Source organism: Serratia nevei, from assembly GCF_037948395.1.
GTDB classification, from domain to species: domain Bacteria; phylum Pseudomonadota; class Gammaproteobacteria; order Enterobacterales; family Enterobacteriaceae; genus Serratia; species Serratia nevei.
In genome coordinates this window covers 3,609,075-3,634,690 of sequence record NZ_CP149940.1, presented here as the reverse complement: position 1 = coordinate 3,634,690, position 25,616 = coordinate 3,609,075, and the positions used below count along the sequence as shown (strand labels likewise).

Genomic DNA, 25,616 nt, shown 5'->3' with positions numbered 1-25,616 from the left:
TTTTGTGATTGAAGTCTCTTTTATTTAATTAATTATTCTTTAATTGCATTTATATTGTGATTTTAATCACATGAAATGACCGGCTTTCGGGTAAACTGCGCGCTTTCTTTTTGCCGCGGGTCGCTTTATGAACGTTCTTTTCGCCATTGCCGTTACTACCGGGATCCTCTCCGGCGTGTGGGGCTGGGTTGCCGTCAGCCTGGGGCTGATCGGTTGGGCCGGTTTTCTCGGCTGCACGGCGTATTTCGCCTGCCCGCAGGGTGGGTTGAAAGGGCTGGTGATCGGCGCGTTGACCTGCTGCAGCGGCGTCTTCTGGGCAATGGCGATCATCCACGGCAGCGAACTGGCGCCGCAGTGGAATCTCTTGGGGTATCTGCTGACCGGCGTCGTGGCATTCCTGATGTGCATTCAGGCTAAACAGCAGTGGCTGGGGTTCGTGCCCGGCACCTTTATCGGCGCCTGCGCGACCTTCGCCGGCGGCGGTGATTGGCCGCTGGTGACGCTTTCCCTGCTGGTGGGCCTGCTGTTCGGCTATGCGATGAAAAACAGCGGTTTGTGGTGGGCGGCGCGCAGCGAAAAAGCCCGCGCTACGCCGCCGATGGGCTCGAATGCCGGCTCAAACGGTGCCGCCGAGTGAGAGGCGGTAATGCAGATCGTGGCGCTCGGCGCAAGGTTCGCCCGCGATCCGCAACAGCAGCATTTCGGCGGCGGTTTTCCCCATGTCAAAGCGCGGCGTGATCACGCTGGCGATGCTCGGCGTGGTCGCCTGGCCAATATCCAGGCCGTGAAATCCCGATAACGCAACCTCTTGCGGCACGCGCACGCCGAGACGCAGACAGGCCTGCAACACGCCCACTGCCAGATCGTCGTTGGTGCACAGGATACCGTCGAGCTGCGGGTAGCGTTCGCGCGCCATCGCCAGCATGTCGGCGCCGATCGAAACCGAAGAGACCCGATGCGGCGCGATCTGACGCGGCATTTGCCCCTGAGCCGCCATGGCGCGGCAGTACCCCCGATAGCGTTTATTGTCGCGGGCGTCCGACATGGCGCCAAAGTAAACGATATGCCGTTTGCCGCTGGCGAGCAGCGCTTCGGTCATGTCATACCCCGCCTGTTCATTATCGAACCCCACCGCAATCCGCCCCGGCGGCGCGTCGAGATCCATCACCTGCGCGAGGGGGATTTTGGCGGCGCCGAGGTAGGTCTCTGCGCGCAAGGTATGCGCAGAATCGGTGAGGATCAGCCCGGCGATCGGGTAGCTCAACAGCTGCGCGATCTGCTCTTCTTCCCGTTGCGGGCTGTAATCGTAGTTCATCACCAGCGTTTGGTAACCCCGTGCTTGGGTAACGGATTCGATGCCGGCCAGCAGATCGGCGAAGATCTGGTTGTTGAAAGAGGGGATCAGCACGCCGAGACGCGGTTTTCTGCCGGCCTGTGCGGCATCGGCGCCGGTGACGTTCAGCTCCCGCATGACCTGCGCAATGCGTTCGGCGGTGCCGGCCGCCACTTTTTCCGGCGTGCGCAGGAAGCGGCTGACGGTCATTTTGGTCACGCCGGCCAATTGTGCGATGTCCTGTAGCGTAACGCGGGGGTGTTTCATTCGGTGGCCTTCACGGGCGGCGCGGCAAGGGCGGATAGCGGTATGTTAACAAATCGATTTGGCGATAACAATGAATGCACCTCTATTGAAAATAGCCATTTTTCAATCGGATAGCTGATTTTTACCCGCGTGCTGCCTGCGTGAGATCACGTTAAGGGTAACAGGGTTTCGTAACATGATTTTCAGTGATTTCCATCACGTTTTTACCGGTAACAATCGGCTGAGATAGAGGCCTGTCCGATTGGAGGCCTGATGGCCGGGAATCACCATGAACAATCTGTTTTCACTGGATAACAAAATCGTCTTGATCACCGGCGCCTCGCGCGGCATCGGTTTTCTGCTGGCGCGCGGCCTGGCGCAGCAAGGCGCACATATTCTGGTCAACGCCACCACCGAAGAACATGCCCGGCACGCCGCCGAGCGCCTGCGCGAAGAGGGCCTGCGTGCCGATGCGGCGGCGTTCGACGTCACCGATTCCCAGGCGGTGCAGGCCGCCATCGACCGTATCGAAGCGGATATCGGCGCGATTGACGTCTTGATCAACAACGCCGGCATCCAGCGCCGCCACCCGTTCACCGAGTTTCCGGAGCAAGACTGGGACGACATCATCGCCGTCAACCAGAAGGCGGTCTTCATCGTGTCGCAAACCGTGGCGCGTTACATGGTGCCGCGCCGGCGCGGCAAGATAGTCAACATCGGCTCGATGCAAAGCGAGCTGGGGCGGGACACCATCACCCCTTATGCGGCGTCCAAGGGGGCGGTGAAAATGCTGACGCGCGGCATGTGCGTGGAGCTGGCACGCTACAACATTCAGGTCAACGGCATTGCCCCCGGCTATTTCAAAACCGAGATGACGCAGACGCTGGCCGACGATCCGGCCTTCACCGCCTGGCTGACCCAACGCACACCCGCCGCGCGCTGGGGCGATCCGCAGGAGCTGATCGGCGCGGCGGTGTTCCTGGCCGCCGACGCCTCCGCTTTCGTCAACGGGCAGCTGCTGTTTGTCGATGGCGGCATGTCGGCGGCGGTGTAACTTTTTTTCGTGGAGTCTTGAGATGAAAATTCAAACTCAGTCCTGCGTGGTCAATGGCAAACGAGACGTGGCGGTGATCGCGCAAGAAGTGGATTACCGGGGGCAGGGAACGCTGGTGAAAATCAGCCGCGGCGGTATCTGCGGCTCGGATCTGCATTACTTTCAGGAAGGCAAGGTCGGCAATTTTCAGGTGCGTCAGCCGATGGTGCTGGGCCATGAGGTGATCGGCGAGGTGGTCGCCAGCGATTCACCGCGGCTGCCGGTCGGGCAGAAGGTGGCGCTCAATCCCAGCAAACCCTGCGGGCAGTGCAAATACTGTCTGGCGCAGCAAAGCAATCAATGCGTCGAGATGCGTTTTTTCGGCAGCGCGATGTATTTTCCGCACGTTGACGGCGCTTTTACCCAATACAAAGTGGTGGATAGCGCGCAGTGTGTCCCTTACGGCGCCGATCGCGACGACAGGGTGATGGTGTTCGCCGAACCGCTGGCGGTGGCGATCCACGCAGCGAAACAGCCCGGCGACGTGACGGGAAAAAAGGTCTTCGTGTCCGGCGTCGGCCCGATCGGCTGCCTGTTGGTGGCGGCGCTGAAAGCGCTGGGCGCCGCCGAGATTGTCTGTGCCGATCTCAGCCCGCGCTGCCTGGCGATCGCCAGGCAAATGGGGGCCGATCGGTGCCTGCATGCCGCGGACGACGATGTTAGCGATTATCAGCAGGGCAAGGGGTATTTCGACGTCGCCTTCGAAGTGGCGGGGCATCCGCAGTCGCTGCAGCGCTGTCTGGAGATCACCCGCGCCAAAGGCACCGTGGTGCAGGTGGGCATGGGTGGCAGCTTTCCCGATTTCCCGCTGATGTTGTTGATCGCCAAGGAGTTGAACCTGCTCGGATCCTTCCGCTTCGTGGCGGAGTTTGCGCTGGCGGTGGCGTGGCTGGCCGACGGCGTGGTCGATCCGCTGCCGTTGCTGTCGGCGGAGTTCGCCAGCGGGCAGCTGGCGCAGGCGCTGGAGTTTGCCGGCGATAAGCGCCAGGCCGCCAAGGTGCAATTGGTGTTTTAGGGTAAAAGTCCGATGGCCGCAGGCGGCGATCCTTGTCTATAGTGTAGGAACGCTTAATTTTTCAACCACGGAGATCTCACGATGGCAAGACATACGGATGCTGAGCAAACTACGCTGGATGACGATCTGAGAATGCTGACCGAGACGCTGGAAGAAGTGCTGCAATACACCGGCGATCGCGCGGATCAGGCTTACGTCGACATCAAGTCGCACGCCGAGCAGGCGCTGAGTGAGGTCAAGGCGCGCTGGGCGAACACCGGTGAATCCTACTACGCGCGCGCCAAAGAAGCGGTACATCGCACCGACGACTACGTGCGGGATAAACCCTGGCACAGCGTAGGTATCGGCGCCACCGTCGGGCTGGTGCTGGGGCTGCTGCTGGCCCGTAAATAATGACGGCATCGGGGCGGCGCAGGCCGCCTCGTGCTTTTCTGCAGACTGTGTTGTTCATCTCGCTGTTTCCCCGCTGGCTTTCCCTTATCCCGCCTATACTTCCCGCTAGCCGTCGTCGGAGCGCCTCTATTTCCCTTGTTTTTGTATGGACGGATTGAGCCGGCGCCGCCGCAAGTGTAAAGTATTTGTGTCTTTATTGTTTATTTTTTGTTCTAAATCAAATAATTATCTGGTGTAAACACCCAGGGATATACGGCGTTCTTGCGCTGGCGCAAAAGCCGTGAAAATAACACCTCATATAATACAGAGCGTAACTACAGGCGCGGCGTCCGTCGGCTGCGCCGGAGACGATCTCTGCTAACTGACTTGTGAGCGAACTATGTCGACAAGTGTTTTTAATCGCCGGTGGGCGGCTGTGCTGCTCGAGGCGCTGGCCCGCCATGGGGTACGGCATGTTTGTATCGCTCCGGGATCGCGCTCCACGCCGCTGACGCTGGCCGCTGCGGCCAACCGATCGTTTATCTGTCATACCCATTTTGATGAGCGCGGGCTCGGCCATCTGGCGCTTGGGCTGGCGAAGGCGGCGCGTGAGCCGGTGGCGGTGATCGTCACGTCCGGCACCGCGGCGGCGAACCTTTATCCCGCGTTGATCGAAGCCGGCCTGACCGGTGAGCGGCTGGTGTTTCTCACCGCCGATCGGCCGCCGGAACTGATCGACTGCGGCGCCAATCAGGCGATCCGTCAAAGCGGCCTCTACAGCAGCCACCCGACGCTGGCGATCGATCTGCCGCGTCCTACGCCGGATATTCCGGCCGCGTGGCTGGCCTCCAGCGTCGACAGCGCGATGGCGCGCTTGCAAAACGGCGCTTTGCATATCAACTGCCCGTTCGCCGAGCCGCTGTACGGCGGCGACGAACGTCACTATGCCGATTGGTCCGCCGCGCTGGGCGACTGGTGGCAGAGCGATCGTCCGTGGCTGCAGGAAAGCGAGACGCGTGCGGCGCCATTGCCGCAGCCGGACTGGTTCTTCTGGCGGCAGAAACGCGGCGTGGTGCTGGCCGGGCGCATGAGCGCGCAAGAGGGCGCTCAGGTGGCCGAATGGGCCGCAACGCTGGGGTGGCCGCTGATCGGCGACGTGCTGTCGCAGACCGGGCAACCGCTGCCCTGCGCCGATTTGTGGCTCGCTCACCCGCAGGCGCAGCGCGTACTGCAAGATGCGCAACTGGTGGTGCAGTTCGGCGGCAGCCTGACCGGCAAACGCCTGCTGCAGTGGCAGGCGCAGTGCCGGCCGGAAGAGTATTGGGTCATCGACGAGCTGCCGGGGCGGCTCGATCCGGCCCAGCACCGGGGGCGGCGACTGCGCGCCGGCGTGGCGCAGTGGTTGGCGCAGCACCCGGCACAGCCGCGCGCGCCGTGGGCCGCCGGGCTGGCCGCGTTGGCGGATAAGGCGCTGACGGCGGCATCCACGCATCTGCACGATAACTTTGGCGAAGCGCAGCTGGCGCATCGCCTGCCGGAACTGCTGCCGGAGAACGGCCAGCTGTTTCTCGGCAACAGCCTGGTGGTGCGACTGATTGACGCGTTAACGCCATTGCCCGTCGCCTACCCGGTATTCAGCAACCGCGGCGCCAGCGGCATCGACGGCCTGGTCTCCACCGCCGCCGGCGTGCAGCGCGCAACCGCCAGGCCGACGTTGGCGGTGGTGGGCGATCTTTCCGCTCTGTATGACCTCAATGCGCTGGCGCTGCTGCGCCAGAGCTCGGCGCCAACGGTGTTGATCGTCGTCAACAACAACGGCGGCCAAATTTTCTCGCTGCTGCCGACGCCGGAAGAGGATCGTCAGCGCTTTTACTGCATGCCGCAGAACGTCGAGTTTAGCCACGCGGCGGCGATGTTCCAGCTGGGTTACGCGCGGCCGGAGAACTGGAGCCAGCTGCAACAGGCGGTTGAACAAGGCTGGCGGCGCAGCGGCGCTACGCTTATCGAACTGCAGGTGCCGCCGAGCGCGGGGGCCGAAAGCCTGCAATACCTGGTGCAACAGATGGCGGTGCAATGATGCTGGCGACGCGAATTTTGCAACAGGGCGAAGCGGGCCGCCCGTGGCTGGTGTGGCTGCATGGCCTGCTCGGCAACAACAATGAATGGCGGGTGATCGCCGCACGCTGCCCGGAATGGCCGTCGCTGGCCATCGATCTGCCCGGCCACGGCGATTCCGTGGCGGTGAGCTGCCGCGGCTTCGACGACATCAGCGCGCAGATTGCCGCCACGCTGCAGCTGCGCAATATCGAACGCTATTGGCTGGTGGGCTACTCGCTCGGCGGGCGCATCGCCATGTATCACGCCTGCCACGGCCGCCATGCCGGCCTGCAGGGGGTGATCGTCGAGGGCGGCAACCCGGGGCTGGAGGACGAAGAGCAGCGCCGTCGGCGCTGCGAACAGGATGCGCTGTGGGCGGCGCGTTTTCGCAGTGAGCCGATCGCCGAGGTCCTGGCGGACTGGTATCAGCAGCCGGTGTTCAAAGAGCTTAGCCACGTGCACCGCCAGGCGCTGATCGCCGCACGCTCGGTCAACAGCGGCCCGGCGATCGCCGACATGCTCGAAGCCACGTCGCTCGGGCGGCAGCCCTATCTGGCGCCGCAGCTGCGCCAACTGAGCGTGCCGCTGCAGGTGCTGTGCGGTGAGAACGACCCCAAATTTCAACGGCTGGCGCGCGACGCCGGGTTGCCGTTGCGCATCGTGCCGCAGGCCGGGCACAACGCGCATCTGGCCAATCCGCAGGATTTCGTCGCCGAGCTGCAGACCTTTCTCGTTAACCCTGGTTAAAGGAACCGAACATGCTTTATCCGAATGAAGAACAGCTGTATGCCGCCATCGCCTGGCAGGATTGCACCGGCGATTTCGAAGACATTCTGTATCACAAGTCCGCCGACGGCATCGCCAAAATCACCATTAACCGGCCGCAGGTGCGCAATGCGTTTCGCCCGCAAACGGTTAAAGAGATGATCGACGCGCTGGCCAACGCCCGTTACGACGACGGCATCGGCGTCATTATTCTGACCGGCGCCGGCGATAAGGCCTTCTGCTCCGGCGGCGATCAGAAAGTGCGCGGCGACTACGGTGGCTATCGCGACGACAGCGGCGTGCATCACCTCAACGTGCTGGACTTCCAGCGCCAGATCCGCACCTGCCCAAAACCGGTGGTGGCGATGGTGGCCGGTTATTCGATCGGCGGCGGCCACGTGCTGCACATGATGTGCGATCTGACCATCGCGGCGGATAACGCCATCTTCGGCCAGACCGGCCCGAAAGTGGGCTCGTTCGACGGCGGCTGGGGTGCGTCTTACATGGCGCGCATCGTCGGCCAGAAGAAGGCGCGCGAAATCTGGTTCCTGTGCCGCCAGTACGATGCCGCTGCCGCGTTGGACATGGGCTTGGTCAATACCGTGGTGCCGCTGGCCGATCTGGAAAAAGAGACGGTGCGCTGGTGCCGAGAAATGCTGCAGAACAGCCCGATGGCGCTGCGCTGCCTGAAGGCGGCGCTGAACGCCGACTGCGACGGCCAGGCCGGTTTGCAGGAGCTGGCGGGCAACGCCACCATGCTGTTCTACATGACCGACGAAGGGCAAGAAGGGCGCAACGCGTTCAACGAGAAGCGTCAGCCGGACTTCAGCAAATTCAAGCGTAACCCGTAATGAGCGGGGTAAACCGCAGCGCGGCGCTTTACCGTTACAGCCTGCCGATGGAGGCGGGCGTGGTGCTGCGCAATCAGCGGTTGAAAACGCGTGACGGATGGGTGGTGCAGCTGCGTCAGGGCGAGCGTGAAGGCTGGGGCGAGATCGCGCCGCTGCCGGAATTCAGCCAGGAAACGTTGGCGCAGGCCGAACAGGCCGCGTTGGACTGGCTGCAGGCCTGGTTGGCGGGCAATGAACCGGATGACAGCACGCTGCCCTCGGTGGCCTTTGGGATTAGCTGCGCGCAGGCCGAGCTGGAGCAGCGCTTGCCGACGCAGGCGGATTTTCGCAAGGCGCCGCTGTGCACCGGCGATCCGGACGAGCTGTTCGAGATATTGAGCGCCTTGCCGGGCGAGAAAGTCGCGAAAGTGAAGGTGGGGCTGTATGAGGCGGTGCGCGACGGCATGATCGTCAACGTGCTGCTGGAGGCGCTGCCGGATCTGCGGCTGCGGCTGGATGCCAACCGCAGCTGGACCCGCGCCAAAGCCGACGGTTTCGCCAAATACGTCAACCCGGCGTGGCGCGATCGCATCGCCTTTTTGGAAGAGCCCTGCAAAACTCGTGATGAATCGCGCGATTTCGCCCGGGCGACCGGCATTGCCATCGCCTGGGATGAGAGCGTGCGTGAGGCGGACTTTGTGGTGCAGGCCGAGCCGGGCGTGGCAGCCATCGTGATCAAGCCGACGCTGGTCGGCAGCCTGGCGCGCTGCCAGGCGCTGGTGGCGCAGGCGCATGCGGCGGGGCTGACGGCGGTGATCAGTTCCAGCATCGAGTCCAGCCTGGGGTTAACCCAGCTGGCGCGCATCGCCCGCTGGCTGACGCCGGACACCGTGCCGGGGCTGGATACGCTGGGGCTGATGCAGGCGCAGGTGCTGCGGCCTTGGCCAGGCAGCGCATTGCCGCTGCTGGATATTTCGGCGCTGGAGTGCCTATGGCGCCGTTAAGCGATTGGCCGTGGCGACACTGGGCGCGCCTTCAGCCGCAGGCGACGGCCCTGTTGCTCGGCGAACAGCCGCTGAGTTGGCTGGCGTTGCAAGGCCAGGTGGATGAGCTGGCGGCGGATTTTCAGCACCAGGGCGTGGAGCCGGGCTGCGGCGTGGCGCTGTGCGGTAAAAACAGCTATCCGCTGCTGTTGGCCTATCTGGCGCTGCTGCAATGCGGCGCGCGTCTGTTGCCGCTCAATCCCGCCTTGCCGACGCCGCTACTGACGCAGCTGTTACCCGAATTAGACATCACCTTTGCCTTCGGCCCGGATCCGTTGCCGGCGCTGCCGGAAGAGGTGATTCGATTGACGCCGCCCTCGACCGAGCCGCGCTGGCCGAACCTGCCGAGGTGGGATGTGCGGCGTCTGGCGACGCTGACGCTGACCTCGGGCTCCAGCGGCATGCCTAAAGCGGCCGCACACAGCTACGCCAACCATCTGGCCAGCGCCGACGGGGTGTTGCGGTTGATGGATTTTCAGCGCGAGGATTGCTGGCTGCTGTCACTGCCGCTGTTTCACGTCTCCGGCCAGGGCATCGTCTGGCGCTGGCTGGCGGCGGGTGCGCGGCTGGCAGTACGCGAAATGCATCCGCTGGCCGAGGCATTAGTGGGCTGCACGCACGCCTCGCTGGTGCCGACACAGCTCTGGCGGCTGCTGGCGCAACCGCTGACGGGCACGACGCTGAAAGAGGTGCTGCTCGGCGGCGCAATGATCCCGGTGGCGCTGACCGAACGGGCGGAGGCGGCGGGGATCCGCTGCTGGTGCGGCTACGGCTTGACCGAACTGGCTTCCACGGTGTGCGCCAAGCGCGCCGATGCGCGGCCGGGCGTTGGCCTGCCGCTCGGCGGCCGCGAGATCAAACTGGTGGACGAAGAAGTCTGGATCCGCGCCGACAGCCTGGCGCTCGGCTACTGGCGTCATGGGCATCTGCAGCCGCTGGCCGATGAACAGGGCTGGTTTGCGACCCGCGATCGCGGCGCGATGGCTGAGGGGGAACTGCGTATTCTCGGCCGGTTGGACAACCTGTTTTTCAGCGGCGGTGAAGGGGTGCAGCCGGAGGATATCGAACGCGTGCTGGCGGCGCATCCGCAGATCACGCAGGCGTTTGTGGTGCCGGTGGTGGACGCCGAGTTCGGCCAGCGGCCGGTGGCGGTGATCGACGGCGAACCGTCGCTGTCGCTGGCGGCGTTGCTCGCCTGGTCGCAGGATAAGCTGGCCAATTTCCAACGCCCGGCGGCGTTGCTCCCGCTGCCTGAGGAGCTGAAAAACGGCGGCATCAAGATTTCGCGCCGCCAGTTGCAGCAGTGGGTGACGCAGCGTCTCTCTCAGGCATAAAAAAGCCGCCCGACAGGGCGGCTGAGCGGATGGCAGCAGGGGGTTATTTCAGCCCCAGCGCCTTGGCGACGCCGGCGCCGTAGTCCGGGTGCACCTTGGTGAATAGCTCGACCTGACGGCGCTGGATGTGTTCCGGCACCTGCGACAGTTCGCCGGCGATGCGGGTGAACATGCGCTGGTGCTCTTCGGCGCTCAGCAGGTTGAACAGCGCGCGCGGCTGGCTGTAGTAATCGTCGTCTTCACGATGATTCCAGTGGTCGGCCGCGCCCTCAATGCTCAGCGGTGGCTCGCTGAAGTCCGGCTGCTCCTGGAACAGGCCGAAGCTGTTCGGTTCGTAGGTGGCGCCGTTGCCGCTGTTGCCGTCCACGCGCATCGCGCCGTCGCGATGGTAGTTGTGGAACGGGCATTTGGCGCCGTTCACCGGGATCTGGTGGTGGTTGACGCCCAGGCGATAACGGTGCGCATCGCCATAGGAGAACAGACGGCCCTGCAGCATTTTATCCGGCGAGAAACTGATGCCCGGCACCACGTTGGCGGGGTTCATCGCTACCTGCTCAACCTCTGAGAAGTAGTTGTCGGGGTTGCGGTTCAGCTCGAAATAGCCAACGTCGATCAGCGGATAGTCGCCGTGCGGCCACACCTTGGTCAGATCGAACGGGTTATATGGCGTCTGCGAGGCTTCGTGTTCCGGCATGATCTGAATTTGCAGCTTCCAGCGCGGGAAGTCGCCGCGTTTGATCGCGTCGAACAGATCGCGCTGTGAGCTTTCGCGATCCTTGGCGATGATCGCTTCCGCTTCTTCATCCATCAGGTTTTCAATGCCTTGCTCGCAGCGGAAGTGGAATTTCACCCAGAAACGTTCGTTGGCGGCATTGATAAAGCTGAAGGTGTGGCTGCCGAAACCGTGCATGTGACGGTAGGATTTCGGAATGCCGCGATCGCTGAAGTCAATGGTCAGCTGGTGCAGCGATTCCGGCAGGTGGGAGAAGAAGTCCCACTTGTAGACGGGGTTGCGCAGGTTGGTATGCGGATCGCGTTTCACCACGTGGTTGAGATCGGGGAACTTCAGCGGATCGCGCAGATAGAACACCGGCGTATCGTTGCCCACCAAATCCCAGTTGCCTTCTTCGGTATAGAACTTCATGGCGAAGCCGCGAATGTCGCGCTCGGCGTCGGCGGCGCCGCGCTCACCGGCGACGGTGGAGAAGCGGATAAACATGTCGGTCTGTTTGCCGACCTCGGAGAAGATCTTGGCGCGCGTATAGCGGGTGATGTCGTGGGTAACGGTAAAGGTGCCGTAGGCGCCGGATCCTTTGGCGTGCATGCGGCGCTCGGGGATAACCTCACGGTCGAAGTGGGCCAGTTTTTCCAGGAACCACACGTCCTGCAACAGCATCGGGCCGCGTTTGCCTGCGGTGATCACGTTATTGTTATCGACAACCGGGGCGCCGGCTGCGGTGGTCAGTCCTTTCTTGCTCATCACTTGCTCCTTATCGTAGTGCAGTTAAGTAAAGACTCGGGCGGTTTAAGCGTTCATCAGCATAGTCCTTTGGCGGGGCTTCTTCCCCTGACCTTGGTCAAAGCCACTACTAGTTGTAGCCCTATTGGCGAGCGGCGGCAAATAGGTCTCGGTTATCGTTGGCATCGCCTTGACGAATATAGAATCTTGTTTGCAAATATTTACATTTATTTGATTATTGAAGAATTTTTTCGCTTTTATCCCTTAAATACTCATTGCGCTTTGGTATAGACTCGTGACGTTATTATTATGCGTTGATTCGATCATTCGGTACGGATGACAAACCAGAGGGAAAGATGATGAAAAAGACTTGGGTCGCGTGCGCGGCAGGATTGCTGTTTGTGACCGGTGCGGCGAACGCCATCAGCGTGTCGGGCGAAGCCGGGCAGCACTACACCAACCTGGGCGTCGGCATGAGCACCGGCTCTTCAGGCCTGGGCCTGACCGGCAACTGGGCGCGCAGCGACCACGACGGCAACGTCGGCAGCCTGGGGCTGAACTTTGGCGTGCCGCTGGGGCCGTTGACGGCGACCGTGGGTGCCAAAGCGCTGTACCTCAGCCCGAAAGACGGGAAGAGCGGCGGGGCGGTGGCGCTGGGCGGCGGCCTGGAGTGGGAGATTAACCGTTACTTCAGCCTGCACGGCGAAGGGTACTTTGCGCCTGAATCCTTCACCAGCGGCGTGAAAGCCTATAACGAAGCCAGCGGCGGCCTGCGCTGGAAGTTCCGTCCGCTGAGCGTGGACGTGGGCTACCGTTACATGCAAATGGAAGGCAAAGACGGACGGCGTGACAATACGCTGGCCGATGGCCCTTACGTCGGCGTGGGTCTGAGCTTCTGACGCTGCGAAAAAGGGGCCTTCAGGCCCCTTTATCTTTTCTGCCTGGCTTACCCCACCGCCGGCAGCATGCCGCTGGCGATGCCCAGTTGAATGGCGATTACCGTCACCCCGCAGACAAACACCAACGCCAGCGCCGGCGTACCGCCCCAGACGCGATACTGCGCCTGATGTTTTTGGCGCGTTTTCCACACCAGCAGTGAAGGCAACAGCAGCGCCAGCACCGACAGGGCAATGGCGGCGAATCCCAACGCCAGCACGAAGCCGCGCGGGTAGAACAGCGCAAAGGCCAGCGGCGGCAGGAAGGTGATGGCGCCGGTTTGCAGGCGGCCACGCACGTTGTCTTGCCGCTTGAACAGGTCGGCCAGGAAGTCGAACAGCCCGAGCGCCACGCCGAGGAACGAGGTCGCCAGCGCCAGATCGGCGAACAGGTGCACCGCCAGTTCAACGTGCGGCGAAGCCACCGCATCGCGCACCGCCTGCAACAGGCCGTTCAGCCCGGCCTGCTGCGCCAGAATGCCGACGAAGGTGTCGGAGCTGATGCTGCCCAGCGTCGCCAGCTGCCAGAAGATATAGGCGATCAGCGGGATCGCGCTGCCGATGATAAACACCCAACGCAGTTTGCGAATGTTGCCGCCCATGTAGTTGACGATGCTCGGCACGCTGCCGTGGAAGCCGAAGGAGGTGAAGATAACCGGAATGGCCGACAGCGCCAGGCCTTGCTCCAGCGGCAGCGTCATCAGATTGGTCTGGTGGATATTCGGCAACATCAGGCCGAGCATCACCACCAGAAACACCACTTTGGCACTGAACAGGATGCGGTTGAACAAGTCGACCGAGTGGGTGCCGATGCACACCACGCCGCCGGCCACCAGGGTGAACAGCAGCACGCCGAGCGACACCGGGAAGTCCTGCGACGTCCATTGGCTGATGCTGGTGGCGAGCAATTCGCCGGCGCCGCTGATATAGGCGGCGGTGAGGGCGTACATCAGGAACATCATGCTAAAGCTGGTCAGCCACTGGCCGCCGCCGCCGAGATAACGTTTGGCGAGCGTGCCCAGACCGGTATCCGCTTGCTCATGCTGGTAAACCTCCACCAGCAGCAGCGCGGTGTAACACATCAACAGCCACAGCCCGACCAGTAAGGCCAGCGTGACGCCGAAGCCGACGCCGGCTGCCGCCAGCGGCATCGCCAGCATCCCGGCGCCAATGGTGGTGCCCGCCACGATAAAAACACTGCCAAGAGTGCGATTCTTCACGTTTTTTCTCTACCAGCCGAAAGATTTTGAAAATTATAGGTAACGATTTATGAGGATGGCAGGATAGTGGAAGCCCTAATTTGTGTCAAACCGGCGTTACGCATGATGTACAGTAATGTTTACATTGCGGCGGGCTGCATGGCGCATGAGGAATGGGCCCATGGCTGAAATTATCCGCAGGCGGCTAGTGAAAAGTTATTTACGGGCTTCTATAGTGGAATGACCAAAAAATGTGGGAGAGATCAATGTTAAGGGTGGAGATGCTCAGCACCGGCGATGAGGTGCTGCACGGGCAAATTATTGATACCAACGCCGCCTGGCTGGCGGACTACCTGTTCCAGCAGGGGGTGCCGATGAGCGGGCGTGAAACGGTCGGGGACAGCCTCTCTGCGTTGATCGAGATCCTGCAGGAACGAAGCCATATCGCCGATGTGCTGATCGTCAACGGCGGCCTGGGGCCGACCAGCGACGATCTCAGCGCGCTGGCCGCCGCGAAAGCCTGTGGCGTAGAGCTGGTCGAACGGGCCGACTGGCTGGCGCGCATGGAAGCCTATTTCGCCGAGCGCGGGCGGCCGATGGCCCCTTCCAACCGCAAGCAGGCGCAGATCCCGGCCAACGCGGAAATGCTGGATAACCCGGTAGGCACCGCCTGTGGGTTTGCGCTGCAGCTGAACCAATGTCAGATGTTCTTCACCCCCGGCGTGCCGTCGGAATTCAAAGTGATGGTCGAACAGCAGATCGTGCCGCGCCTGCGCCAGCGCTTCACCTTGCCAGCGCCGCCGCTGTGCCTGCGCCTGACCACCTTCGGCACCTCCGAGAGCGATCTGGCCGCCGAGCTGGATGGCATGCCGTTGCCGCCGGAAGTGGTGCTGGGTTACCGCTCATCCAGCCCGATTATCGAGCTGAAGCTGACCGGGCCTGAAAGCCGGCGTGCGGAGATGGAGCAGGCCTGGCGGCGCGTGCGCGAGGTGGCGGGGGACAACTGCATCTTTGAAGGCACCGCCGGGTTACCGGCGACGCTGACGCAGCGTCTGAATCAGCAAGGGCTGAAGCTGGCGTTGAGCGAGCAGTTCAGCGCCGGGTTGATCAATCTGCAGCTGCAGAGCGAAGGGGCGCCGCTGGCGGGGGGCGAGCTGCTGCCGGCGCACTGCATCGAAACGCTGGAAACGACGCTGGCGCGCGCCCGCTCGCTGGCGGAATTGACCGGTGCGCCGTTGGCGTTGGCGGTCAGCGCCATGCGCGACGAGCAGGTGAGCATTGCGCTGCATACGCCGCGCGGCGGCATTGGCCAGACCGTGCGTTATCGGGCGTTGCGCCACGGCCTGCGGCTGCGGCAGGAGTCGGTGGCGATGCTGGCGCTGGATATGCTGCGCCGCTGGCTGAATGGGGGCCAGGCGTGCGGTAAAAACGCCTGGCTGGAGGTGGTGGAAATTATCGAGTGACGGTCATGATGCTGAGTCGCCGGCGTCACGGTTTTGCTGCAACCGTTCGGACGCCAGGCGTGAAAGGCGTATCGCCGCCGCGCCCCGCGTTTGCAGATCTGCACCATAGTCCTTGAGCGCCTGCGCGGCGCTGCCGGCCTGCGCCAGATGCATCGCCAGGCTGGCGGCGTCCGCCAACGCGGTATTGGCGCCGAGCCCGCCCGCCGGGCTCATGGCGTGCACGGCGTCGCCGAGAAAGGCGATACGTTCGCTGTGCCACACCGGCATCGTCTGCGTGACCTGCACCGCCCGCACGCTGAGCGACAGGGGATCCGCCAGCGCTAACGCCGTTTGCAGAGCGGGGGCCCATCCCTGCGAGATATGCCTTACGCGTGCCTGCAGCGCAGCGCTTCCCTCCGCCCGCGCCGGCCCGCCGAGTCGTTCAGCCGTTCCGATACAGGCCCAATAGAGATAGTCGTCTACCGGCGTGAGGGGGCAGTCCGGCGCATAGTCGGCTGCCAGCTGCGCCATGGGCGCCTGAAAGCGCATCGGTTCAATCACCAGCGACAAGCCGTCGGCGAAGACGACCGACACGCCGCGCAGCAATTCGGGGGCCAATTGGGCACGGGTCGCCGCATCGAGCGGCGTTTTGCCGTAGAGGGTGACCGCGCCGCTGTCTTCGGGCCCCGCCTCGGGCAGGCAGCGCCGCCGCACCAGCGAGTTGACGCCGTCGGCGGCGATCAGCACATCGACCCGCGCTTGTTCGCCGTTGGCGAACTGAAGCTCCACGCCCTGCGGCGTTTGTGCAAATTCACACAGGGTATAGCCGAAGCGCACCCGGTCTTGCAGACCGGTGAGCAGGATTTCGCGCAGCGTTTGCCGATGAATGCCGAGATCGCCGCTCGGTTCCTGCGCCTGCCGCGGGCTGGAGGGCAGCCAGTGCTCGGGGCGTCGGGCGTTGAGTGGGGCAAGCTGCGGATCCCATAGATTGCTCTCGCCGCTGTTTTGCGCGCTGCTGGCGCAGAGCAACCGGTAATGCGCTGGCGGCAGACAGGCGGCCAGTGCCTGCTGGCCCGTCGGATCGATGCGCAGCCGATAGCCCTGATCGCGCGCTTGCGGCGTGGTGTCGCGTTCAAACACCGTGGCGTGGATGCCGAAGCGGCGCAGTCCCTGAGCCAGACACAGGCCGCCGGGCCCGGCGCCGATAATGCCAATGCTGAGTGTTGTCATCATGTTCCCTCGTGAGTCAGTGGCCACAAACGGGAGCGGCCGGAAGCATTTCATTATGTCGGCGCAGGAAAAGGTTGATATAACGGCATCTGGACTAAAAATAGTGATAAGTGGCCAATATGAACGATAACCCTCACTTCGCCGACGCTGACTGCAGCGAATGGCGGGCGGGCCCCTGGCTGATCGCCCTTGGCGGCCGCGACGCGGCAGGCCGGGAGTATCGGTTGGGCACGCGCGAATACGGCTGGCATCAGCATGTGCGCGGGCAGCTGTTGTGCGTCGAAAGCGGTTTGCTGCATGTGCGCACGGCGCACGGCGATTGGGTGCTGCCGCCGCAGCGGGCGGGGTGGATCCCGCCGGCGACGCAGCACCGGGTGCAGGTCTGCGGCGCGCTGAGCGGCTGGAGTTTGCTGCTGGCGCCAGAGGCCTGCAACGACCTGTCGAATGCACCCTGCGTCATCGGTATTAGCCCCGTGCTGCAGGCGCTGGCTCTGCGAGCAGAAGGCTGGGATAAACGCAGCGCGCTCACCCTGGAGCAGGATCGCATGGCGCAGGTGATGCGGGACGAGATACGTCTGGCGCCAACGGAGCCGCTGCATTTGCCGATGTCGTCCCATCCGCGCCTGGCCGGTGTTCTGCAGGCCTTGCTGGCGCAGCCGGGGAGCGAGCGTTCGCTGGAAGCCTGGGCCGAATGGGGGGCGATGTCGCCGCGTACTCTGCGGCGGCTGATGATCGGCGAAACGGGGCTGAGTTTTGCCCAGTGGCGCCAGCAGGCTCGGTTGTCATATGCATTGGCGAAGCTGGCCGAAGGTGAAACGGTGTTGCAGATCGCGGAAACGCTGGGGTATGCCTCGCCGAGTAATTTTATCGCCATGTTTCGCAAAGCCTTTGGCGATTCTCCGGCGCGTTATTTTTCCGCATCGGCAGGAAAGGGGCGCTAAGCGAAATACTTTGAGGATGGTTATATATCCCTGATTAATCATAATCTTATAGGGGATATTCGCGGCGAGGGAATGCTGTTACTCTTTTGGCGGGTGCTTGAGACTGTTCGTCTTGGGCATTGTGTGACCAGGCGGATAGATGAAAGCCCCAGACTGACTCTCAATCAGAATGGGGCTGCACATACCGCCTAGACACCGGTATGGTAGCCCCTTCACAGCAAGGAGGCAAGCATGCGTTTAAAGCATGTGTTTCACTCGCTAACCGTTGTATGTATTACGGTTTTGTTATTTATCTGGATGATAAGAGACTCGCTGTGCGAGCTGAAAATCTACCAGGAAAATATCACTATCCTGATCAGGTTGGCGTGTGAGGTGAAGCGGTAATCATAGGGCGGGGGCAACCCCGCCTTCTGGTCTCCAGGCGCGGTTTCCGGCACCCGACTTTACATTTCCAGCTCGATGTCCGTCAGCGGCATACAGCAGCAGGGCAGGATCTCGCCGGCGTTGATAAACGCCAGCGGCTGTTGGCGGTAGGCCACTTCGCCTTTCACCAGCTTCAGGCGGCAGGCGCCGCAATAGCCGGAGCGGCATTGGTACTCCACCTGCACGTCGTGCAGTTCCAGCACGTCGAGCAGGCAGTTTTCACTGTTGGGGCAGGAGAGCTGCGTGCCGGCGGCGCGCAGCGTTACGATTGGCGTCGCCATCGCTTACAGTTCGAAGTCGCTCAGGTCGTCGGCGTTGATCTCCGAGTCGATCTGGCCAACCAGGTAGGAGCTCACTTCCACTTCCTGCGGCGCCACCTGTACGTTGTCGGATACCAACCAGGCGTTGATCCACGGGATCGGGTTGGAGCGGGTTTCGAACGGCAGACCGAGGCCGACCGCCTGCATGCGGATATTGGTGATGTACTCCACATATTGGCACAGGATGTCTTTGTTCAGGCCGATCATCGAACCGTCGCGGAACAGGTATTCCGCCCACTCTTTTTCCTGCTGGGCGGCCAGCACGAACAGATCGTAGCACTGCTGCTGGCATTCTTCGGCGATCTCTGCCATTTCCGGATCGTCGGCGCCGGAACGCATCAGGTTCAGCATGTGCTGGGTGCCGGTCAGGTGCAGCGCTTCGTCGCGGGCGATCAGCTTGATGATTTTGGCGTTGCCTTCCATCAGTTCGCGCTCGGCGAACGCGAAGGAGCAGGCGAAGCTGACGTAGAAGCGGATCGCTTCCAGCGCGTTCACGCTCATCAGGCACAGGTACAGCTGCTTCTTCAGCGCGCGCAGATTGACGGTGACGGTTTTACCGTTCACCTGGTGGGTGCCTTCACCCAGCAGGTGATAGTAGCTGGTCATCTCGATCAGATCGTCGTAGTAGCCGGAGATGTCTTTCGCGCGCTTCTTGATCTCTTCGTTGGTGACGATGTCGTCGAACACCAGCGCCGGATCGTTGACGATGTTGCGGATGATGTGAGTGTAGGAACGGGAGTGGATAGTCTCGGAGAACGACCAGGTTTCCACCCAGGTTTCCAGCTCAGGGATCGAGATCAGCGGCAGCAGCGCGACGTTCGGGCTGCGGCCCTGGATGGAGTCCAGCAGCGTCTGATACTTCAGGTTGCTGATGAAGATGTGCTTCTCGTGCTCCGGCAGCGCCTGGTAATCGATGCGATCGCGGGAGACGTCAACTTCTTCCGGGCGCCAGAAGAAGGAGAGCTGCTTTTCGATCAGTTTTTCGAAGATTTCATGCTTTTGCTGGTCGAAACGCGCAACGTTTACCGACTGGCCGAAGAACATCGGCTCTTGCAGCTGGTCGTTTTTGGTCTGAGAAAAAGTGGTGTAAGCCATAAGCCTGAATCCATCGTAACGTGGCTAAATGAAGGGGCCGGAAAATTCCGGCCCGCTAGGTCAAACTTTAGATCTTGCAGGCGCCGCTTTCGCAGTCGTCATCGCCGGCCTTGGCAGGCTGCAAATCTTCCTGGGCGTCTTCCGCACCGTCGCGGGTGTTTTGGTAGTACAGCGTTTTCACGCCGAACTTGTAGGTGGTGAGCAGGTCTTTCAACAGCTGCTTCATCGGCACCTTGCCGCCCGGGAAGCGGGTCGGATCGTAGTTGGTGTTGGCCGAAATCGACTGGTCGATGAATTTCTGCATCAGCCCCACCAGCTGCAGATAGCCGTCGTTGCTTGGCATTTCCCACAGCAGCTCGTAGTTGTCTTTCAGACGCTCATACTCCGGCACCACCTGGCGCAGGATGCCGTCTTTCGACGCCTTGATGCTGATGTGGCCGCGCGGCGGCTCGATGCCGTTGGTGGCGTTGGAAATCTGCGAAGAGGTTTCCGACGGCATCAGCGCAGACAGGGTCGAGTTGCGCAGGCCGGTTTCCTGGATCTCTTTACGCAGGGTTTCCCAGTCGTAGTGCAGCGGCTCGTTGCAGACAGCATCCAGGTCTTTCTTGTAAGTGTCGATCGGCAGGATACCCTGCGAATAAGTGGTCTCTTTGAACCACGGGCAAGCGCCTTGTTCCTGAGCCAGACGGTTGGAGGCTTTCAGCAGATAGTACTGAATGGCTTCGAACGTTTTGTGCGTCAGGTTGTTGGCGCTGCCGTCGGAGTAGCGCACGCCGTTCTTCGCCAGGTAATAGGCGAAGTTGATGACGCCGATGCCCAAGGTGCGGCGGCCCATCGCGCCACGGTGTGCGGCCTTGATCGGATAATCCTGATAATCCAGCAGGGCGTCGAGCGAGCGCACCGCCAGGGTTGCCAATTCTTCCAGGTCGTCCAGGCTGTCGATCGCGCCCAGGTTGAAGGCGGACAGGGTGCACAGCGCAATCTCGCCGTTTTCGTCGTTGACGTCTTCCAGCGGCTTGGTCGGCAGGGCGATTTCCAGGCACAGGTTGGACTGACGCACCGGCGCGATCTGCGGATCGAACGGGCTGTGGGTGTTGCAGTGGTCGACGTTCTGGATGTAGATGCGGCCGGTAGAGGCGCGCTCTTGCATCATCAGCGAGAACAGCTCAACCGCTTTCACGCGCTTCTGGCGAATGCTGTCGTCTTTCTCGTACTGGGTATACAGGCGTTCGAATTCGTCCTGATCGGCGAAGAACGCGTCATACAGCCCCGGCACGTCGGACGGGCTGAACAGGGTGATGTCTTCGCCCTTGATCAGACGCTGGTACATCAGGCGGTTCAGTTGCACGCCGTAGTCCATGTGACGCACGCGGTTGCCTTCAACGCCGCGGTTGTTTTTCAACACCAGCAGGCTTTCCACTTCCAGGTGCCACATCGGGTAGAACAGCGTTGCCGCGCCACCGCGCACGCCGCCCTGCGAGCAGGATTTAACGGCGGTCTGGAAGTGTTTGTAGAACGGAATACAGCCGGTATGGAAGGCTTCACCGCCACGGATTGGGCTGCCCAGCGCGCGGATGCGGCCGGCGTTGATGCCGATGCCGGCGCGCTGCGAAACGTATTTCACAATGGCGCTGGAGGTGGCGTTGATGGAGTCCAGGCTGTCGCCGCACTCGATCAGTACGCAGGAGCTGAACTGGCGGGTTGGGGTGCGCACGCCGGACATGATCGGCGTAGGCAGCGAAATCTTGAAGGTGGAAATCGCGTCGTAGAAACGTTTGACGTAATCCAGACGAGTTTCACGCGGGTAGTTGGAGAACAGGCAAGCGGACACCAGCATATACAGGAACTGGGCGCTTTCGTAGATCTCGCCGCTGACGCGGTTCTGCACCAGATACTTGCCTTCCAGCTGCTTGACGGCGGCATAGGAGAAGTTCATGTCGCGCCAGTGATCGATAAAGGAATCCATCTGCTCGAACTCTTCAGCGCTGTAGTCTTCCAGCAGATGCTTATCGTATTTGCCCATCTCGACCATGCGAGTGACGTGGGCGTGCAGCTTCGGCGGCTCGAACTGGCCATAAGCCTTTTTGCGCAGGTGGAAGATCGCCAGGCGAGCGGCCAGGTACTGATAGTCCGGCGCATCGCGGGAGATCAGATCGGCTGCGGCTTTGATGATGGTTTCATGAATGTCGGCGGTTTTGATGCCGTCATAAAACTGAATGTGTGAACGCAACTCTACTTGAGAAACCGAGACGTTGTGTAATCCCTCTGCGGCCCAATCGATGACCCGGTGGATTTTGTCGAGATTGATGCGCTCTTTACGGCCATCGCGTTTAGTTACAAGCAGACTTTGGTTCATGTGGTGTTTTACCTGTCCGTATGGTGCCCCTAAGCAGAAGTGTAGTCGCTCTGCTCAGTATGTAAACACTATATATAGGGGTTGTATGTCGGTGAGGTAACAAGATAGTGAGAAAAAACGGCGTTTGCAAGTGAACAAAACCGGCCTAATTTGTGGATAACTTGGGGGTGAAATGTAACTTGCCGCGCGAAGCGCGCGCCGTGACTGGCGCGACAAGCTTGTCAATAAGCGCGATCAGATTTTACTGAAAAACTGAAAAAACCGATCGTTTGGCGCTTTATTAAACGTTAGAAAAAAACGGCATATTGATCTGATTTAATATTCTAAAAAACTGTTTACAACGGCTATTTTGATCGAAGTCGCGGAAATTAGGTATTTTTCCGAATGCTCCGCCGGCGCCGCCCCCCGGTAATGCAGGGCCGGCGCGGTTTACAACGCTTAGCCTTCGTGCTGGGTGTGCACCATGTAGTTCACGTCAACGTTGCGTCCAAGCTTGAAATGATCGGTGATCGGGTTGTAATGCAGGCCGATCATGTGCTTTTCGCGCAGCGGCGTGCCGTCGACCCAGCCGATCAGTTCGGAAGGGCGAATGAACTTCTTATGATCGTGGGTGCCCTGCGGCACCATCTTCAGCACGTACTCCGCGCCGATCACCGCCATCAGCCAGGCTTTGGTGTTGCGGTTGATGGTGGAGAAGAACACATGGCCGCCCGGTTTCACCAACTGGGCGCAGGCGCGCACCACCGAGGCCGGATCCGGCACGTGCTCCAGCATCTCCATGCAGGTGACGACGTCATAGCGTTGCGGGTTGGCCTGAGCGTGGCTTTCCACCGTCTCCTGCACGTAAGTGACGTTCATGCCGCTTTCCAGCGCGTGCAGCCGCGCGACCTGCAGCGGCTCCGCGCCCATGTCCAAGCCGGTGACCTTGGCGCCTTCGCGCGCCATGCTTTCCGCCAGAATGCCGCCGCCGCAGCCCACATCGAGCACCTGCTTGTCAAAAATGCCGTCGGCGCGCTGCATGATGTAGTTCAGGCGCAGCGGGTTGATGCGGTGCAGCGGTTTGAACTCGCCTTCCAGATCCCACCAGCGGGAGGCGACGGCCTCGAACTTGGCGATTTCCTGGTGGTCAACGTTTTGCACTCGGCTGGATGATTCTGCGTTCATGGGCTTGTCTGGCTCCTTGTTCTCGTTGCGCGGATTATACATGTTCCGGCGCGGCATCGTCTGCGCCGATGCGTTTTTAGCGCACTTATCTGCACAATTTCCGTGAAACAGCGGCGGTTATTTTCCCGTAAAGCGTGCTTTGTGATATAGTTTTACACCTTTGCCACTATGGCAGCGGGCAGATGAATCATTAGTAGAGGGATAGCAGCTCCATGAGCGACCTTGCCAGAGAAATCACACCGGTAAACATCGAAGACGAGTTGAAAAACTCGTATCTGGACTATGCGATGTCCGTTATTGTCGGACGTGCGCTGCCAGATGTTCGTGATGGACTGAAGCCGGTTCACCGCCGCGTTCTGTACGCGATGAGCGTACTGGGTAACGACTGGAATAAACCATACAAGAAATCGGCCCGTGTCGTCGGGGACGTGATCGGTAAATATCACCCACACGGTGACAGCGCGGTTTACGACACTATCGTGCGTATGGCCCAGCCGTTTTCACTGCGCTACATGCTGGTGGACGGCCAGGGTAACTTCGGTTCCGTCGACGGCGACTCCGCCGCGGCGATGCGTTATACCGAAGTGCGCATGTCCAAGATTGCTCACGAACTGTTGGCGGACCTGGAAAAAGAAACCGTCGACTTCGTGCCTAACTATGATGGCACCGAGCAGATCCCGGCCGTCATGCCAACCAAGATCCCGAACCTGCTGGTCAACGGCTCGTCGGGCATCGCCGTGGGCATGGCCACCAATATTCCACCGCACAACCTGGCGGAAGTCGTCAACGGCTGCCTGGCCTATATCGACGATGAAAACATCAGCATCGAAGGGCTGATGGAACACATCCCGGGGCCGGACTTCCCGACGGCGGCGATCATCAATGGCCGCCGCGGCATTGAAGAGGCCTACCGCACCGGGCGCGGCAAAGTCTACCTGCGCGCGCGCGCGGAAGTGGAAGCCGACGCCAAGACTGGGCGCGAAACCATCATCGTTCACGAGATCCCGTATCAGGTGAACAAGGCGCGTCTGATCGAGAAGATCGCCGAGCTGGTAAAAGAAAAACGCGTGGAAGGCATCAGCGCGCTGCGCGACGAGTCCGATAAAGACGGCATGCGCATCGTGATCGAAGTCAAACGCGACGCGGTCGGCGAAGTGGTGCTGAACAACCTGTATGCGCTGACGCAACTGCAGGTCACCTTCGGCATCAACATGGTTGCGCTGCATCAGGGCCAGCCTAAGTTGCTGAACCTGAAAGACATCCTCGAAGCCTTCGTGCGTCACCGCCGCGAAGTGGTTACCCGCCGCACCATCTTCGAACTGCGCAAGGCCCGCGACCGCGCCCATATCCTGGAAGCGCTGGCCATCGCGCTGGCCAACATCGATCCGATCATCGAGCTGATTCGCCGTGCGCCGACCCCGGCCGAAGCGAAAGTTGCGCTGGTGGCGCAACCGTGGGATCTGGGCAACGTCAGCGCCATGCTGGAGCGCGCCGGTGACGACGCCGCCCGCCCTGAGTGGCTGGAGCCGGAGTTCGGCATCCGCGACGGAAAATACTACCTGACCGAGCAGCAGGCTCAGGCGATTCTGGATCTGCGCCTGCAGAAACTGACCGGCCTGGAGCACGAGAAGCTGCTGGACGAATATAAAGAACTGCTCAACTTTATCGCCGAGCTGATCTTTATTCTGGAAAGCCCAGAGCGCCTGATGGAAGTGATCCGCGAAGAGCTGGTGGCGGTCAAAGAGCTGTACAACGACGGCCGCCGCACCGAGATCACCGCCAATACTTCCGACATCAACATCGAAGACCTGATCAACCAGGAAGACGTGGTGGTGACCCTGTCTCATCAGGGCTACGTGAAGTATCAGCCGCTGTCCGACTATGAAGCTCAACGCCGCGGCGGCAAAGGCAAATCTGCGGCGCGTATTAAAGAAGAAGACTTTATCGATCGCCTGCTGGTGGCCAACACCCACGATACGATCCTGTGCTTCTCCAGCCGTGGCCGCCTGTACTGGATGAAGGTGTACCAACTGCCTGAAGCCAGCCGTGGCGCGCGCGGTCGCCCAATCGTCAACCTGCTGCCGCTGGAGGCCGATGAGCGTATCACCGCTATCCTGCCGGTACGCGAGTATGAAGAAGGGCGCCACGTGTTCATGGCCACCGCCAGCGGTACCGTGAAGAAAACTGCGCTGACCGAGTTCAGCCGCCCACGCAGCGCCGGTATCATCGCCGTCAACCTCAACGAGGGCGACGAACTGATCGGTGTCGATCTGACCGACGGCAGCAACGAAGTGATGTTGTTCTCCGCCAACGGTAAAGTGGTACGCTTCCCGGAAACGCAGGTGCGTTCGATGGGCCGCACCGCAACCGGCGTGCGCGGCATCAACCTCGGCGAAGGCGACAGCGTGATCTCCCTGATCGTGCCGCGCGGCGAAGGCGACATCCTGACCGTGACGCAAAACGGCTTCGGTAAACGCACCGCCGTGACCGAATATCCGACCAAGTCACGCGCCACCCAGGGGGTTATCTCCATCAAGGTGAGCGAGCGTAACGGCCAGGTGGTCGGCGCCGTACAGGTGGAAACCAGCGACCAGATCATGATGATCACCGATGCCGGCACGCTGGTGCGTACCCGCGTTTCGGAAGTCAGCGTGGTGGGCCGTAACACCCAGGGCGTGACGCTGATTCGCACGGCGGAAGACGAAAACGTCGTCGGCCTGCAGCGCGTGGCCGAGCCGGTGGAAGACGAAGAGCTGGACAGCCTGGAACCGGGCGCGGAAGCGGTGGAAGAAGACACCACGCCGCTGGACGATGGCGACGACGCGGCTGAGCCGATGGACGACGACAACGTTTAAAGCAGGGTGAGGGCGTCGGCATGCCGACACCCTAATGCACTGAGACAGAAGGGCCTGGCAGCGATGCTA

The 25,616-nt window shown here is 61.4% G+C and carries 22 protein-coding genes; 14 read left to right on the top strand and 8 right to left on the bottom strand.

The window, feature by feature from the left end:
- The first annotated feature begins 127 nt into the window (after positions 1-127).
- Positions 128-637, top strand: a complete 510-nt coding sequence (locus V8N38_RS17470; protein WP_033635316.1) for a DUF1097 domain-containing protein — start codon at positions 128-130, stop codon at positions 635-637.
- Here V8N38_RS17470 and V8N38_RS17465 read toward each other — a convergent pair.
- Positions 617-1,600 (bottom strand): LacI family DNA-binding transcriptional regulator, encoded by a 984-nt coding sequence (locus V8N38_RS17465; protein ID WP_141959807.1) that lies wholly within the window; start codon positions 1,598-1,600, stop codon positions 617-619. The two genes, V8N38_RS17470 and V8N38_RS17465, sit on opposite strands and share 21 nt — an antisense overlap.
- 268 nt (positions 1,601-1,868) lie before the next feature.
- Between V8N38_RS17465 and idnO the strand changes: the two genes are divergently transcribed.
- The 8 genes from idnO to menE all read left to right on the top strand — a co-directional run bounded on the left by idnO (position 1,869) and on the right by menE (position 10,128).
- Positions 1,869-2,633, top strand: coding sequence for a gluconate 5-dehydrogenase (gene idnO, locus V8N38_RS17460; RefSeq protein ID WP_100396419.1), 765 nt, complete (start codon positions 1,869-1,871; stop codon positions 2,631-2,633).
- A 22-nt stretch (positions 2,634-2,655) separates the two neighbouring features.
- A complete protein-coding gene (gene idnD / locus V8N38_RS17455) occupies positions 2,656-3,687 on the top strand; it encodes an L-idonate 5-dehydrogenase (protein ID WP_060420060.1) in 1,032 nt (343 codons plus the stop codon).
- Positions 3,688-3,768: 81 nt separating this feature from the next.
- Entirely contained in the window at positions 3,769-4,080 is a 312-nt protein-coding gene (gene elaB / locus V8N38_RS17450; RefSeq protein WP_025160172.1) for a stress response protein ElaB, read from the top strand.
- A gap of 379 nt (positions 4,081-4,459) precedes the next feature.
- Positions 4,460-6,136 (top strand): 2-succinyl-5-enolpyruvyl-6-hydroxy-3-cyclohexene-1-carboxylic-acid synthase, encoded by a 1,677-nt coding sequence (gene menD, locus V8N38_RS17445; protein WP_100396417.1) that lies wholly within the window; start codon positions 4,460-4,462, stop codon positions 6,134-6,136.
- Positions 6,133-6,903, top strand: coding sequence for a 2-succinyl-6-hydroxy-2,4-cyclohexadiene-1-carboxylate synthase (gene menH, locus V8N38_RS17440; RefSeq protein ID WP_038876383.1), 771 nt, complete (start codon positions 6,133-6,135; stop codon positions 6,901-6,903). The genes menD and menH overlap by 4 nt, the downstream gene beginning before the upstream one ends.
- An 11-nt stretch (positions 6,904-6,914) precedes the next feature.
- The gene (menB, locus tag V8N38_RS17435) at positions 6,915-7,772 is read left to right on the top strand and encodes a 1,4-dihydroxy-2-naphthoyl-CoA synthase (RefSeq protein ID WP_033635308.1); all 858 of its coding nucleotides are present in this window, start codon (positions 6,915-6,917) and stop codon (positions 7,770-7,772) included.
- Positions 7,772-8,755: an o-succinylbenzoate synthase gene (gene menC, locus V8N38_RS17430; protein WP_147840080.1), complete on the top strand. Its 984-nt coding sequence runs from the start codon at positions 7,772-7,774 to the stop codon at positions 8,753-8,755. The genes menB and menC overlap by 1 nt, the downstream gene beginning before the upstream one ends.
- Entirely contained in the window at positions 8,743-10,128 is a 1,386-nt protein-coding gene (gene menE, locus V8N38_RS17425; RefSeq protein WP_147840081.1) for an o-succinylbenzoate--CoA ligase, read from the top strand. Before menC ends, menE begins: the two co-directional genes overlap by 13 nt.
- A gap of 43 nt (positions 10,129-10,171) precedes the next feature.
- Here menE and katA read toward each other — a convergent pair whose 3' ends face one another.
- The gene (katA, locus tag V8N38_RS17420) at positions 10,172-11,608 is read right to left on the bottom strand and encodes a catalase KatA (RefSeq protein WP_060420075.1); all 1,437 of its coding nucleotides are present in this window, start codon (positions 11,606-11,608) and stop codon (positions 10,172-10,174) included.
- 338 nt (positions 11,609-11,946) lie between these two features.
- On the opposite strand from katA, the gene V8N38_RS17415 reads away from it, so the two are divergent.
- Positions 11,947-12,486, top strand: coding sequence for a YfaZ family outer membrane protein (locus V8N38_RS17415; protein ID WP_049200187.1), 540 nt, complete (start codon positions 11,947-11,949; stop codon positions 12,484-12,486).
- A 47-nt stretch (positions 12,487-12,533) separates the two neighbouring features.
- Here the strand turns inward: V8N38_RS17415 and tyrP are convergent, their stop codons facing one another.
- The gene (tyrP, locus tag V8N38_RS17410) at positions 12,534-13,742 is read right to left on the bottom strand and encodes a tyrosine transporter TyrP (RefSeq protein ID WP_004935940.1); all 1,209 of its coding nucleotides are present in this window, start codon (positions 13,740-13,742) and stop codon (positions 12,534-12,536) included.
- Positions 13,743-13,987: 245 nt separating this feature from the next.
- Here tyrP and V8N38_RS17405 point away from each other — a divergent pair, with 245 nt between their 5' ends.
- Positions 13,988-15,184, top strand: coding sequence for a nicotinamide mononucleotide deamidase-related protein YfaY (locus V8N38_RS17405; RefSeq protein WP_147840082.1), 1,197 nt, complete (start codon positions 13,988-13,990; stop codon positions 15,182-15,184).
- Positions 15,185-15,187: 3 nt separating this feature from the next.
- Here the strand turns inward: V8N38_RS17405 and V8N38_RS17400 are convergent, their stop codons facing one another.
- Positions 15,188-16,396, bottom strand: a complete 1,209-nt coding sequence (locus tag V8N38_RS17400) for an FAD-dependent oxidoreductase (protein ID WP_244951321.1) — start codon at positions 16,394-16,396, stop codon at positions 15,188-15,190.
- Between the two features lie 116 nt (positions 16,397-16,512).
- Here V8N38_RS17400 and V8N38_RS17395 point away from each other — a divergent pair, with 116 nt between their 5' ends.
- Entirely contained in the window at positions 16,513-17,334 is an 822-nt protein-coding gene (locus V8N38_RS17395; RefSeq protein WP_060439385.1) for an AraC family transcriptional regulator, read from the top strand.
- Between the two features lie 231 nt (positions 17,335-17,565).
- Entirely contained in the window at positions 17,566-17,718 is a 153-nt protein-coding gene (locus V8N38_RS17390; protein WP_033635303.1) for a Hok/Gef family protein, read from the top strand.
- A gap of 59 nt (positions 17,719-17,777) precedes the next feature.
- On the opposite strand, the gene yfaE is transcribed toward V8N38_RS17390, so the two are convergent.
- From yfaE to ubiG, 4 genes are all read right to left on the bottom strand, one after another.
- On the bottom strand, positions 17,778-18,038 hold the full coding sequence (gene yfaE / locus V8N38_RS17385) for a class I ribonucleotide reductase maintenance protein YfaE (protein WP_033653779.1): 261 nt from the start codon (positions 18,036-18,038) through the stop codon (positions 17,778-17,780).
- Positions 18,039-18,041: 3 nt separating this feature from the next.
- Positions 18,042-19,172 (bottom strand): class Ia ribonucleoside-diphosphate reductase subunit beta, encoded by a 1,131-nt coding sequence (nrdB, locus tag V8N38_RS17380; protein WP_019453694.1) that lies wholly within the window; start codon positions 19,170-19,172, stop codon positions 18,042-18,044.
- 67 nt (positions 19,173-19,239) lie between these two features.
- Positions 19,240-21,528, bottom strand: coding sequence for a class 1a ribonucleoside-diphosphate reductase subunit alpha (nrdA, locus tag V8N38_RS17375; protein WP_033648028.1), 2,289 nt, complete (start codon positions 21,526-21,528; stop codon positions 19,240-19,242).
- Between the two features lie 438 nt (positions 21,529-21,966).
- Positions 21,967-22,692, bottom strand: coding sequence for a bifunctional 2-polyprenyl-6-hydroxyphenol methylase/3-demethylubiquinol 3-O-methyltransferase UbiG (gene ubiG, locus V8N38_RS17370; RefSeq protein WP_047730871.1), 726 nt, complete (start codon positions 22,690-22,692; stop codon positions 21,967-21,969).
- A gap of 212 nt (positions 22,693-22,904) precedes the next feature.
- On the opposite strand from ubiG, the gene gyrA reads away from it, so the two are divergent.
- A complete protein-coding gene (gyrA, locus tag V8N38_RS17365) occupies positions 22,905-25,547 on the top strand; it encodes a DNA topoisomerase (ATP-hydrolyzing) subunit A (RefSeq protein ID WP_004935906.1) in 2,643 nt (880 codons plus the stop codon).
- The last annotated feature ends 69 nt before the right edge of the window (positions 25,548-25,616 follow it).

Coding starts and splice junctions, on each gene's coding strand:
- gyrA (WP_004935906.1), top strand. CDS start 22,905: ATGAGCGACCTTGCCAGAGAAATCACACCGGTAAACATCGAAGACGAG.
- elaB (WP_025160172.1), top strand. CDS start 3,769: ATGGCAAGACATACGGATGCTGAGCAAACTACGCTGGATGACGATCTG.
- menE (WP_147840081.1), top strand. CDS start 8,743: ATGGCGCCGTTAAGCGATTGGCCGTGGCGACACTGGGCGCGCCTTCAG.
- V8N38_RS17465 (WP_141959807.1), bottom strand. CDS start 1,600: ATGAAACACCCCCGCGTTACGCTACAGGACATCGCACAATTGGCCGGC.
- menH (WP_038876383.1), top strand. CDS start 6,133: ATGATGCTGGCGACGCGAATTTTGCAACAGGGCGAAGCGGGCCGCCCG.
- yfaE (WP_033653779.1), bottom strand. CDS start 18,038: ATGGCGACGCCAATCGTAACGCTGCGCGCCGCCGGCACGCAGCTCTCC.
- nrdA (WP_033648028.1), bottom strand. CDS start 21,528: ATGAACCAAAGTCTGCTTGTAACTAAACGCGATGGCCGTAAAGAGCGC.
- V8N38_RS17470 (WP_033635316.1), top strand. CDS start 128: ATGAACGTTCTTTTCGCCATTGCCGTTACTACCGGGATCCTCTCCGGC.
- menD (WP_100396417.1), top strand. CDS start 4,460: ATGTCGACAAGTGTTTTTAATCGCCGGTGGGCGGCTGTGCTGCTCGAG.
- V8N38_RS17390 (WP_033635303.1), top strand. CDS start 17,566: ATGCGTTTAAAGCATGTGTTTCACTCGCTAACCGTTGTATGTATTACG.
- ubiG (WP_047730871.1), bottom strand. CDS start 22,692: ATGAACGCAGAATCATCCAGCCGAGTGCAAAACGTTGACCACCAGGAA.
- menB (WP_033635308.1), top strand. CDS start 6,915: ATGCTTTATCCGAATGAAGAACAGCTGTATGCCGCCATCGCCTGGCAG.
- V8N38_RS17415 (WP_049200187.1), top strand. CDS start 11,947: ATGAAAAAGACTTGGGTCGCGTGCGCGGCAGGATTGCTGTTTGTGACC.
- menC (WP_147840080.1), top strand. CDS start 7,772: ATGAGCGGGGTAAACCGCAGCGCGGCGCTTTACCGTTACAGCCTGCCG.
- V8N38_RS17395 (WP_060439385.1), top strand. CDS start 16,513: ATGAACGATAACCCTCACTTCGCCGACGCTGACTGCAGCGAATGGCGG.
- katA (WP_060420075.1), bottom strand. CDS start 11,608: ATGAGCAAGAAAGGACTGACCACCGCAGCCGGCGCCCCGGTTGTCGAT.
- idnO (WP_100396419.1), top strand. CDS start 1,869: ATGAACAATCTGTTTTCACTGGATAACAAAATCGTCTTGATCACCGGC.
- V8N38_RS17405 (WP_147840082.1), top strand. CDS start 13,988: ATGTTAAGGGTGGAGATGCTCAGCACCGGCGATGAGGTGCTGCACGGG.
- V8N38_RS17400 (WP_244951321.1), bottom strand. CDS start 16,396: ATGATGACAACACTCAGCATTGGCATTATCGGCGCCGGGCCCGGCGGC.
- idnD (WP_060420060.1), top strand. CDS start 2,656: ATGAAAATTCAAACTCAGTCCTGCGTGGTCAATGGCAAACGAGACGTG.
- nrdB (WP_019453694.1), bottom strand. CDS start 19,172: ATGGCTTACACCACTTTTTCTCAGACCAAAAACGACCAGCTGCAAGAG.